The following is an 11664-nucleotide window of genomic DNA, read 5'->3' as shown; positions in this document are numbered from 1 at the left end:
GGTTCACACACCGGAGGCCCCTTCGTGTCCCACCCTAACGCCCCGCTGACTCCACGCACGCGGTTGCGGCTGGCGCGTATGATCGTGAGACAGAACTGGCCTGCGGCCGCCGTGGCGAAGATGTTCATGGTCGAGGAACGGACCGCACGCAAATGGGCCGCCGGAATGCTCTCGACTGCAGCTTTCGACCTCATCACAGCCCCAACCGGACATCCAAGCCGGTCGTGCGGCAGATCGTGTGGCTACGGCGGCGGCTGGAACCGGTCCAGATCGCTGGCCGGCTAGGCATCGCGGCCTCAACCATGCGCGCTGTGCTGACCTCCTGCCGGATCAACTGCCTGTCCCGCGGATCGACCGGGTCACCGGCGAACCGTTGCGCCTCTACGAACACCCGCATCCCCATTACCTGGTCGACCGACCTCCCCAGATCTCACGTCGGTCTCCACTCTTCTCCCGGTGAACCACAGCACCTAGGCGACCGCACTCACGAGATGCAGACGCCTGATCGGGTCGGGTTCGGTGACCGAGATCGCACAAATATCCAGAGTGGTGCTACCGACGTTACCCATGGTGTCGCTTGTGCGGGCGGAACTGCTCCAGCGGCGCTTGGACGCGCACGTCCAGTAAACGGTGTGGCCGGCGTCCAGTCAGGCGCTCAGCGCTCCGGAGAACATCGCGAGCAGTAGGTCACGGACGGTGCACCCTGTCGACGCCACACCGCCATGAGGTCGGCCGTGCAGGACGGGCCCTCACCCGCCGCGCCGCAAACCGTGTCTCCTGTGAGGCTGAGGATGAAGTGCCGGCAGCCAGCGCAGACCGCGATCGCCACACCGGCAGCGCAAATGCGGGACACCGAACGGAAATTCAGCGAAAATCTGAACCGATAATCAGCTCAAATTAGTCAACTAGTCGATTCCTCGATTTTCATCGCCGTCCCTCCGGAAATCCTTCCGAGATACATGTATCCACCACCTTGCACGCGCTTTACCACGAGCAGAACATAAGCGGATCCGATGGCGGACCCAGTCATTACACCTTTTACTATTTGACCGGCAGTCTTGCTTTTCTTGCGAATCTTTAGAACCCCGATTGAATTGTCCTCATTCGCCCCCTTGAGCCTCACCGACAACAGGCGCACGACAGCTGCGGCGAATAGATTTTTTCCTGAAGAACCAAGCAGGACGACACAGTTCTCAAATTGAGCATATCGAACTTCCGCGACAGAATCACCACTGGAAACCTGGTCCAATTCAGGCCTGCAAGTCTTCCTGAATGCAGAGAAGATTTCGATATTGCTTGAATGAATTTTTTCGCTGTTGAGTATTATCGCCAGCCTGAGCAGAGGCACCTCTGATCCATCATCGGTTACCTCATCCGAATAGTGAACATTCCCAGACCACTGGTGTCCGTCAAGTGTTCCTTCAAAAGTTCCGACCCTCCTGCTATTCTCAGAAATAGAACCCCTGAAGCCACCAGGAAATTCGAGTGCGCTCAGCGATCGCTCGAAATCTGCAAATCTGACGTTGTTCCATTGAATGGGAATTTTGTCACTGCCGTAGGAAATGGTGATGTAGACGAGAAGCTTATCGAGGTCAACCTTGCTCTTCGCAAAACGAATTCTCTTTCGATCATTTTTCGCCAGTTGCCCATCGCGAGGCTTCTTGTTCTCGACCCGCATCTGCTCTGTCTGCACCAACTTGCTACACCATCCTTTACAATACTCCCGAAAATTTGCCAGCATAGACTCGACAGAAACACCTTGTTGCTCAAGGAGCACTTTGCTGAAATTGGCAAAGTATTCCGCGCTACCACTCTCGCCAATCCTAAAAACCTCTCCCGCCGATCCGAGAAGTTTTGCATAGTCAAATTCAAACATATCAAAATCATAGCACTTGCCCAATACCTCGAAAACCTCGGAGCTTTGCCAAAAATCCGGATGATTAACGAGATGAACATTGAGAGAATCGATGTCTAGGTGGCCATTTCCGGCCGCCTTCAAATGCAGATCGAGCAAGCTGTCAAGAAATTCCGAACCCTGCCCATAGGACAGCATCATCCACGTCTGAAGAAGGTTGTACAAGTTGTGGTCCTGCACGATTTCGCGCGCGCCCCACGCATCAATCTCCGAACTCTGGAAATTGGCAAGAATCTCAAATTTAACAAGAGGATCAGTCAACAGATGCTCCTTCAATAGGTACCACGAAGAGAAAGCTGGACTTCAGCAGCCGCCCAACAGGAAATTGGCGCGTATATAATTTGCGAGATCAATAGGTAATTTTCAAAGGTATCTATCTAGAATGCCTCCCCGCGCCCTTCAGAGAAATTGTTCGGACTATCTTGATGGTCGGACCCTACAGAATAGGAAGTAAGCACTCGTTACCTATAGGGCACCGTTTCAGGCACGATTGCACGAACCAGAGGGCGATCTGATGACGAACACTGGGGCGCGAGATCAGACAGGACGCGTGTAAATACTTTAAAAGATCTCGCTGTTGCAGCATGCGAGGTCGAAACGTCGTTCCTTCAGAGGCGCACAAGAATGGCGTCATCCTTGTTCTCGGCGTGACGTGGCCAGCCGCCAAAGGACGGAATACAACTGCCTGAGCAATCCTTTCTAGCAGTTGCGCAAGACCGCCATTACGGCACTTCCATGAAGTCATCGAGGGTCTTTCTTTGTCGCGCTACGGCGACAAGGTCGCGACACCGTCTCTGCACTTCGCCTTGGGTAAACACGTGCACACATCCGTCAACGCGAGCCTGGCCCGAAACCGTCGATTCGCTTCTGTTCAAAGCGCATCACGATGCGAAGACGCGGGGACACGAGACAGTCCTCGTCCTACATGGGTGGAACGATCACGCCTCCCAAAAGGTGACGGGGCATCCTAGTCCTCGGCAGATTCGAGCCATCGTGCGAAAGAGCTGTGCGAACAGCGGTGTAACTCCCGATCATGAAGTTGCACCGGATTACCGACACGATGTCCGGCGCGTAGAACGCCGAGGACTCGATGTCCTCGAAAGCATGGTGGCTTGGACAAGCAGCTGGTGAGCGGCGCGAAGACGAGTGGGTTGAAGCTGACCGGTGAGGGCAGGGTGCTGCAGCAGCTGGCCAAGCGGCTCCTGGAGTCCGCGCTCGATGTCGAGATCACCGGTCACCTCGGCGATGACAAACACGATCCAGCCGGCTGCCGGACCAATACTTGCGCAACGGCACCCGATCCAAGACGGTGCCAACCGATGTCGGCTCGGTCGAGATCGAGGTTCAGCGTGACCTCGACATCAGCTTTGAGCCCAGGATCGTCGCGAAGCACCAGAGGCACTTGGGCGGTGGGGGCGGGGGGGGGGGGGGGCGCGGGGGGGGGCCCCCCCCCCCCCCGCCCAAGGTTTGACGACCGGAAAGATCTCCGCGGGTGTTCGAGGGCATGGTCGAGTGGCAGAACCGGCCCCCTCGACGCGGTGTGTCCGGTGACCTTCACCGACGCGATCCACGTGAAGATCTGTGGCAGGCAGGTCACCAACCGACCGATCTACGTCGCGTTCGCGGTAACCTGCGAGGGTCGCCGTGACATCCTCTGGTTGTGGGACGGCAACGGCGGCGACCGCGCCATGTATTGACGGCAAGTGCTCGCTGAGCTCACGAACCGCGGCGTGGCCGACGTGCTCATGGTCGTCTGCGACAGGCCGACCCTGCCAACGCGATCCACCACCGTCAGGCTGCAGACCATCACCCAGACCTGCGCGATCTACCTGCCGCGCAACAGTTTCTGCTATGCGGGCGTCAGCACTGGAACGCGATCGCCAGGGTTCTCAAGCCGATGTACACGCCGCCCGAGGGCGGTTCGCCGAGTTCATCGAGGCCTGGGTCGCTGCTGTCTGGCGACCGCGCGGTAGTCAGACAACGCTTGGGCCAAGTTCGTGCTGTTCCTGGCGCTTGATCCGGGAGTCCGGCGGGTGATCTGTTCGACCAGCACGATCGAGAGCTTCAACGCCCGCATCCGTCTCGGGTGAAGGCCCGCCGGCACTTCCCCAACGTGCAGGCCGCGCTCAAAAGCGCCTAGACGGCGATCATGAGCCGGGACCGGGCCGGCAGCGGCGCAAACGCTGGACCACGCGGTGGAAACCCGTGCTGAACGTGTTCAAGTTCGTCTTCGACGGCTGCCTGGCCGCCGAACGCAAGTAGTTTTTTCAGCCCGAGAGGCATCGTTCGTTGACGGGCCCTGCGAAGAGCGCAGCATCGCCTCGTCCTCAGCAATGACGCGCAATGCTGAAGTCGCTGGCGTTACGCCGCGTGGGAGAACATAGCGGAGGGTTCTGTGTCAGCTGCGTATGCAACCGCGTTACGACAGGTCACGACCAACGAATACTTCCGGCTCGTCGCGAGTTCGGTCACCGACGGCCACGAGGAGCAACTACACCTTCGGACTCGTTCCGTCGCAGGCGGCGGGCCGAAGGCGTGTCAACGCTTTCGAACCCTGACCCCGCTTGGGTTTGCGATCGTTGAGCCCTCGTAGGCGTTATCAGTTGGGGTCGGGGTTCTGATGCTGGTCGCGTGACAGGTTGCGGCGTTGGCGGGTGCGGTAGGAGTCGTCGGTGAGGGTGAAGACTTCGGCGTGGTGGATCAGGCGGTCGATCATCGCTGCGGCGACGACGTCGTTGGAGGAAGTCTCGCTCCAGAGGCCGAAGGGCAGGTTGCTGGTGAACTTGACCGGGCCCTGCTCACAACGTGACGCACTGAGCTGGAAGAACAGGTTCGCAGCATCCTGGTCGAACATGATGTAGCCGACCTCGCCGATGATGATCAGCGTGTAACGACGGACCTTCTTGAGCGCCGTCTCAAGCCGATTCTGTTGGTGCGCGGCTGCCAGGCGGGCGATCCAGCTGCTGGCGATGTCGACCAGCAACGCGTAGCCGGTCTGGGTGGTCTTCGACTCTGAGCCCGATCGTGGTGTGCCAGGACATCGCGGCGCAGCGAGGGCAGGGGTCGAGGTTGAAGTCTTCCAAGGTTGTGACCGCCGGGAAGTGTGCGGTGCGGATCCGCATCACTGTGCCTTTCGACTCGTGGTCGGCGACCTGACGTTGCAGCAGCGCGGCCAGGTATTCTGTGTGCGACCAGTTCTCATCACAGGCCTGCGCCGCAAGTGGTTCCTCGAACGCGCCGGTAGTCGGGGTTTGAGCACTCTGGTCAGGTAGGCGATCTGGGAGGGCAAGCCGTCTTCGGCTTGAGCGCGGAGTCCGTAGGCGTTTTGTGCTCACGTGTTACTCGCTCTCCTTGCTGGTGCCGTGAAACCGACGCCGAACAGAGCGTCGTAGCCGGACAGCGCTCGCATCGCGGCGACGGGTCCGTCGGCGTGACGCCGGGTCTGCCCAGCGGTCGGCCTTTGGTCGGGATCGGGGATCACGGCCTGTTTGGCCCAGCATCGTTCGTGCCGGGCGACTACCTGGCCTTCGCAGGACACCGTCACCTCGTCGACGCGGTGACGTCGACGAACCGGCCGGTTACACGTCGATCCACGGAGTAGTCAAAGGTGTCGACGCGGACGTGGTAGACCGGCCGAGCCGGGACTCGCTGGTTGAGCTCGATCTGCTGAGCGATCGGTGGCAGCGATAGCACTGCCAGGTAGTCGGTCTCGACGAGCTCGTCTGGCCAGCCGTGGATCGACCGGCTGGCCCGCTGTTCGCCAGGACCAGCTACTACTCGAGCTGGATGTTGAAGTCCGCGGGTGAGACGAACACGCGACCGGGAAGACACGAGTTTCCGGTAACCGGTTGTTGCGTTCGACCAGGTCCTTGAACTCCGGATCCCGTTGCGGGGCGGCACGATCTTTGTGGCCAGCGTCCCGGCGAACGCCGCTGCCGGGCTGCTCACCCGCCCCGGTCCCGCCGATCGCGAATTCCCGGGCCCAGACCAGCCGCTTGGTGACCTGCCTGATCCCGTTGATCAGCAGCCACAGCCCCGAGCGGACGTGGCCGGCCTGCCGTAACGGGATCGCGGTCAGGAACGCCGGAACCCGAGTGTCTTCACCAGTAGGGGCAACATCTGTTCGTGGCCAGCAGTGACCGGGATCCGTGTCTCCGGAACCACAAGTCGCGCTGCGCGATCACCGGCCCCGATTCTGTGGCCACTCTGCCAGTAAAGCCCTGATCTGCGGCTCGAACGCATCCGCGACACAACCCCGCAAGACCAGCTTGTACTGCGTCGGCCCGTCGGCCCCCAGTGCAGCGCGGACCGTGTTCCGCGCAATCCCAGCCGCCAGGCGCTCTCCGTGATCGGCCACCCTGAGCCGGATACAACCGGCGGATCTCCATGTCCGCCCGGGCCTCCACATTCAGCGCCCGACTAGATACAGGTGGTTCGGCCTTCAGTGAGGGGCAGCCGAGTGAGCTCAACGGCGAGTGGGCTGGACGGACCCCATGTGTCTGCTCATGGTCCTGTCACTCGGTGCGATGAGCGCCGTGCCAAGGGCGCGCCTCTGGCGCACACGATGCCAGTCGAGCTTGAGAGATGTATCCACGCCGGTGCTCCGCCGCGGACCGAGTTGGCCTCTCCCTTCCCTCGTACCCGCCAACACCCTGATGCCTGGACGGGCGTGGCGTTCTGCGGATGTTGTGGTCATCGTCATGCACAGATCGAAGAAAGCCAGCAGGTGAGCAATGGCGCTCCCGTGCTCAATCGCCGCTGTGTCTTCCGGTCGGCTGCACGAACCATCGAAGCAGCACCGGATCGTGTCCGAGGGCGTGTCGATTTTCGACCCGTTCACGTGGGTCTGCGGACAGCCACGACCGGTTGCCTGTGTTACGTGGGATTGGATTGCACCGGGCGGGCTCTCGGAGATTCCGGTTCGCCAGCAAGGCCGAGTGTGAACATCGGAGGCGGCCAGCCGGATGAGCTAGCACAAATTGCCTGAGTCGCAGTCATTACCCAAAGGTGCCGCGCAGGGTCGATCCCAACCCCGCTGCCTCCTCGCGCAGTTCTGTTGCGCTTGCGGCTGCCCTTGAAAACGTAGTGATTCACGCCCACCGACGACATCGTATGTGTAGCACACTCGCCGAGTGCTGCACACGAAGGTCGATGCCGAACCGCCAGTGTTCTTCAAGCAGAGTTCAAGTCGAAAACTTAACGGCCCGTTGGGCAGGATGGCGGCAGGGCCTACATCGTCGTTACCGCAGTCAACCTCCATCACAAGGAATCGGCGTGAATCTTTGTGCGAACGATGCGGATGATCGACCGAGGTTGATGCAACAAGAATTCAGGAAGTACGCGAAAGGCATGTCATGCAACTGAGTACGCAACCGGGTGAGTACGAGGGCACTGTGAAGTGGTTCAACGCAGAGAAGGGCTTCGGCTTCATCTCACAAGAAAACGGTGGAGCCGATGTTTTCGTGCACTATTCTTCTATCAATGCTAGCGGATATAGGACCCTCGAGGAAGGCCAACGTGTCAGGTTCGACGTCTCCCAGGGCAACAAGGGCCCTCAAGCGACGAACGTCAGCGTTCAGTAATCGAGCCAAATTCAGCGACGAACGATGACACGAAGTGGTGATCGAATGTCTAGCGAGGAACCTCCACCCCTTGACTCGGGTTCCGAACCTGAAGCTTCTGTTGATCCTGAAATTCCAGCGGGGCATTACATGAAGCTGTACGACGAAGACATGCTAAACAACCCGAGCATGATCAAGGACGGGCACGCTGCGCTTCAGCCAGGTCAACGAGTCGAGTTCGACGTGGTATCCGGGCCGTACGGACCTCGCGCGGTACGGGTCCGTCCGATCGAGCCTTCGTGAGGCGCTGGCCGGGCATCTCCGCATCGATCGTAGGGTGAACCGCATAATTCTGGGCGCACATGCCTCTGAGGGACGATGCGAACTCGGGCGGGCGCTCAGGCCTCTGCGGGCCGTGGCTATGGGGATAATCGGGCAGTTCAGAAGTATCGCGGAGGCCATGAGGAATTTTATTCCTCATGGCCTCCGCGATACTTCTGAACTGGCATGAAGAGGAACCAGGTTCACCCTTCAGATGGCAGCTCGAACACAAGGCGTATCGCGTCATGGAGCGATTCGACGAGTAGGCACCCGAGATCTTGGATCTCATCACGATCTGCCGAGACGAACGAGGCGACGTCACACACGACTGTCTGGATCCCAATCGCTGCACCTGAGGCGGCATCACTAACAGTATCGCCTATGAGTGCCACGTCACGCGGCTCCAAGCCGGTCTCACGAAGAAAAGTTCGCAGCATCTCGCTCTTGTCCTCGATCATTTGACCACGCCTGCCGACGATCAACTCGAAAAACTTCTCGACTCCATTATACTGAACCCCACGCCTCAGCTTTCGATACTCCTCCAACGAGACGATCGATTGATTGTTGCCGAAATCTCGCCATTCCCGCAACGCGGCGTACGCACCATCTGCAAGTGGGGCCACAGGCAGCGTCCAGCCGCTCGCCTCAAAAGCACTATGCCACCGCTGCCACAAGCGCTCGTCTCGTGCTCCGGTGAGGTTGTGGAACAGTGCACGAAGAGGGCGAGCGAATCCTGACGTGAGCATGGCCATGTCGACCGACCCGAATTCACAAGCCGACATGGCGTGGTTGACCGCCGCCAGGAGATGGTGTCGATCATCGAGCAACGTGCCGTTCCAGTCCCAGATCAAGTGGCGAGCCACGACCTCTCACCGGCCCCGTAACAATTTACTCATGAGCGATGGCCGGGCGGTTGATCGGCCAGTGGGAGTTTTACAGGCAAAATCTCGTTCATGACGTCTGTCAAAGAATTTTTCGCCGATTTGCGGCCTGCGTTTTCAGCAGGCCGACTATGCTGCTCCGATTGGGTTGAGGTCACGCGGGCGGCCCGTGCGAGCAATCTCCGTGACCGATGGTTGGAACCGATCATCGTGCGTTGCTCCACGACCTCAAAGCGCTGAGGCAGCAAGGACGCAGGTTCACCGGGCCCGACTGTCCAGTCCCGCCTGAAACCGTCCTCTTCGGAGGCAACAGCCTCCCACGCGAGCATACCGTTCGGCATGACGGCAGCGCACGCGCGCCCAAAAACGCTGCGGTCCCAGTAGAATGTGGTCAGTACTAGGGCGAAGGCCTGATCGCGCGGCGCGAAAGCCAGCAGGTCACAGTTGATCGGGTTGATGTGTTCCGCCACGCCTCTGCGCCGTGCTTCGGTCATCAAACGAATTAGCGCGACATCGGAGACGTCTACAGCGGTAACCTGGCGCCCTCGACCGGCCAGTTCAAGTGCGCTGCCCGACATTCCGCAGGCCAGCTCCAGCACTGGACCGGGCACAAGCCCCACTTCAAGCGCGCAGTCAACCAGCGGATGAGGCGCGAAAGTGGCTACCGCGACTTCGTGTTTGCCGTTCCACCTGACACGGTCGGGATGAGCGATCGGGCGGTCGTCATCGGGGCCGCAGTGGTTCGTTCTCGTTGTGTTCATGCCGTTCCTCGACCTGTGAACTGTTTTCCTGTCTGCGCTGAACCAGCTGGCGAACGAACCACCGCTTCGGCGGTGTTGCTGCGGACGCCGGCTGGGGTTGTTCCGGGAGAGTCGCATCCGGGACATTGGAGCGCGTTGACAACCTCACCACACCACGATTCACGCTGTGAGGACGTCAGTCGAACATCAGTCATCTCCGATTTCGGTTCTCGGCTCTGTACCTGAGGATGCGCGCGTGAGATCGGCGAGGGCTCATAATGATCAAGAGAGCTCCTGCGGCAACGATCGCCAGACCGATGAGAAACAAGCCGACGACGCGGACACCCGTTGAGGCGAGGCCTGCCGCCTGTGCGTCGGCCGATGTCGTTGCGGACGCATCTGCCGCCGACGCGGACGTCTGCCCGGAAGCGCTGACGTCGGCGGTCGTCGTAGCGCTCGCGGTGGTCGTGGCAGGAGCCGAAGTCGTGGTGGCCTGGGTCTGCTCGAGCACGACGATATCTACCGGCTGCGTCGTGCTCAACGGCTCGGCCGCTGAATCGAAGACCTTCGCGGTGAACGTCAGTTCCCCGGTCGTCGCCGGCGTGCCGGTGACCGCGCCATTGGACGACAGAAACAACCCGTCCGGCAGCTGACCGATGTCCAGCGTCCAGTTGTACGGAGCGGTGCCTCCCACAGCGTGCATGGTCGCCGAGTAGGGCACTCCACGAATTGCATCCGGTAAGGCTGTTGTAACGATCTTCAAGGGCTCGTCCACCGTCGCCGGAGCGACGTCGATGCTGAGCGCTCTCTGTGCCGAGAGGGGTGTCGGCGACGAATCCGTGGCGGCGATGGTGAAGGTCGCTGTTCCGGCGGCCGTCGGCGTCCCGGAAAGACTCCCCACAATCGGGTCGAGGGTGACGCCATCGGGGAGTGCACCGGAGGCGAGCGACCACGTGAAAGGGCTGGTGCCACCGATCGCTGTCAGTGACGCGCTGTACGCCTCACCTTCCGCCGCCACCGGAAGTTCGGTGGTGGTGATGGCGACCTCGGGCAACCGGGTGAAGCTGATCTTCACGTATCCCGCACTCTCTGCGGTGGCACTCGCCGTTACCTCCGATGCCTCGGGGCTTACGAAACTCGATCCGCCGCCACCACCTCCAGAGCCGCCCGAAACGGCTGTCGCCGAGCCGATGACGCTCCGGGAGCACAGCGCTGAACCGCCACCTCCACCGCCGCCGCGGTAGCCGCCACCACCGCCACCTCCTGGTTGACCAGGCACTGGTCCTTGGCCTGTCAAAGGACTGATCGGCAGGATGAATCCCAACCCACCTCGGCCACCCTGACCTGCGCTTCCCGCTTCACCGGCGGAGCCTGGATAAGTGGTGTCCGCAGCCGAACAGGCCGGATTGGCCGGCGCGCCTCCCGCACCTTCCTGATCCTGGCCACCTTGACCGCCCTGACCTCCGATGACCACCGTGCTCTGGTCAGAGGTCACGGTGTGACCGATCCCCCCAGGCTGGCCCGGTGCGACGACGTTGGGTGCCAGACCAGCCGCACCAGCGTCGCCGCCGTTGGCCACGTTGACCCAGGTACACGGCCTACCAAAGCAGCTGGCGCTCATTCCGGCGGTGCCACCGCCACCTGCTACGACAAGTGGTTCGCCTGCGGAGTAGATCGACGAGGCACCGCCGCCGCGTGGCACCGTCTCGAGTACGGGCACGTTTCGCTCACCCTTCGCACCTACTTTGATGGAGAGGACGTCTCCTTGAGACACTGGCAGTACCGTCTTGACCACTGCCCCCTTGCCAGGGACACCAATGACAGGGTTGTTCACCTCGTCGACATCGCCGCCGGCCGCACCTGCGACTTCGACCGCGATTTGGCTGATGTTCGGCTCGACCGTGAAGTCACCGTTCGAGGATTCATCGATGAACAGGCACGTCACCACATTTCCCGATGTGGTGCAATCTCCTGGCACCGCTGCGGCGCGTTGCGAGCCGGACCACGAGATCAATACGGCGGTCGCAAGCACGGTGATCAGAACCAGAACGCTTGAACAGTGCTGGGCAGCCCGCGCTTGGCGCATCTCGCGCTCCTCGTCTCGACGACATACAGGGGTAAGTCTCGCGAATCTGAGTGACTTGTGAAGACACGCAGGCCCGTACCGATGGGGCAAAGCTGCCGACCCTTTCCGGTGCCCTAAAGGTAAACGCCTTTGCAAATGGCCTGGTCGACAGTTAATAATT

7 protein-coding genes and 3 pseudogenes are annotated in these 11664 nt (G+C 60.6%); 4 read left to right on the top strand and 6 right to left on the bottom strand.

The window, feature by feature from the left end:
* Nucleotides 1–24 precede the first annotated feature (24 nt).
* Nucleotides 25–412, top strand: a pseudogene (locus ORI60_RS39950) (IS481 family transposase); the annotation flags it as partial.
* 489 nt (nt 413–901) lie between these two features.
* Here ORI60_RS39950 and ORI60_RS39945 read toward each other — a convergent pair.
* The gene (locus ORI60_RS39945; protein ID WP_266043200.1) at nt 902–2176 is read right to left on the bottom strand and encodes a hypothetical protein; all 1275 of its coding nucleotides are present in this window, start codon (nt 2174–2176) and stop codon (nt 902–904) included.
* A gap of 1048 nt (nt 2177–3224) precedes the next feature.
* Between ORI60_RS39945 and ORI60_RS44835 the strand changes: the two genes are divergently transcribed.
* Both ORI60_RS44835 and ORI60_RS39940 read left to right on the top strand, forming a co-directional pair.
* Nucleotides 3225–3386 (top strand): hypothetical protein, encoded by a 162-nt coding sequence (locus ORI60_RS44835; protein WP_416234573.1) that lies wholly within the window; start codon nt 3225–3227, stop codon nt 3384–3386.
* A pseudogene (locus tag ORI60_RS39940) lies at nt 3325–4005 on the top strand (transposase). The gene ORI60_RS44835 and the pseudogene ORI60_RS39940 overlap by 62 nt, the downstream one beginning before the upstream one ends.
* Before the next feature lie 509 nt (nt 4006–4514).
* Here ORI60_RS39940 and ORI60_RS44670 read toward each other — a convergent pair.
* Both ORI60_RS44670 and ORI60_RS44830 read right to left on the bottom strand, forming a co-directional pair.
* Complete coding sequence (locus tag ORI60_RS44670) at nt 4515–4898, bottom strand: ATP-binding protein (protein WP_323055996.1); 384 nt, start codon at nt 4896–4898, stop codon at nt 4515–4517.
* Between the two features lie 348 nt (nt 4899–5246).
* A pseudogene (locus tag ORI60_RS44830) lies at nt 5247–5608 on the bottom strand (Mu transposase domain-containing protein).
* Nucleotides 5609–7269: 1661 nt separating this feature from the next.
* Here ORI60_RS44830 and ORI60_RS39925 point away from each other — a divergent pair.
* A complete protein-coding gene (locus tag ORI60_RS39925; protein WP_266043199.1) occupies nt 7270–7497 on the top strand; it encodes a cold-shock protein in 228 nt (75 codons plus the stop codon).
* A gap of 503 nt (nt 7498–8000) precedes the next feature.
* On the opposite strand, the gene ORI60_RS39920 is transcribed toward ORI60_RS39925, so the two are convergent.
* From ORI60_RS39920 to ORI60_RS39910, 3 genes are all read right to left on the bottom strand, one after another.
* The gene (locus ORI60_RS39920) at nt 8001–8660 is read right to left on the bottom strand and encodes an HAD family hydrolase (RefSeq protein ID WP_266043198.1); all 660 of its coding nucleotides are present in this window, start codon (nt 8658–8660) and stop codon (nt 8001–8003) included.
* Nucleotides 8661–8689: 29 nt separating this feature from the next.
* Nucleotides 8690–9439: a class I SAM-dependent methyltransferase gene (locus ORI60_RS39915; RefSeq protein WP_266043197.1), complete on the bottom strand. Its 750-nt coding sequence runs from the start codon at nt 9437–9439 to the stop codon at nt 8690–8692.
* A 190-nt stretch (nt 9440–9629) separates the two neighbouring features.
* Entirely contained in the window at nt 9630–11504 is a 1875-nt protein-coding gene (locus ORI60_RS39910) for an Ig domain-containing protein (RefSeq protein ID WP_266043196.1), read from the bottom strand.
* Nucleotides 11505–11664: the final 160 nt, after the last annotated feature.

Origin of the sequence: Lentzea sp. NEAU-D7, assembly GCF_026242055.1 — a bacterium.
Lineage (GTDB): Bacteria > Actinomycetota > Actinomycetes > Mycobacteriales > Pseudonocardiaceae > Lentzea.
Note: the sequence above shows the minus strand (reverse complement) of the source record. Positions and strands in the feature narration are given on the sequence as shown.

Bases quoted from the DNA above. Each gene is read 5' to 3' on its own strand.
- ORI60_RS39925 (WP_266043199.1), top strand. From the start codon at position 7,270: ATGCAACTGAGTACGCAACCGGGTGAGTACGAGGGCACTGTGAAGTGG.
- ORI60_RS39915 (WP_266043197.1), bottom strand. From the start codon at position 9,439: ATGAACACAACGAGAACGAACCACTGCGGCCCCGATGACGACCGCCCG.
- ORI60_RS39910 (WP_266043196.1), bottom strand. From the start codon at position 11,504: ATGCGCCAAGCGCGGGCTGCCCAGCACTGTTCAAGCGTTCTGGTTCTG.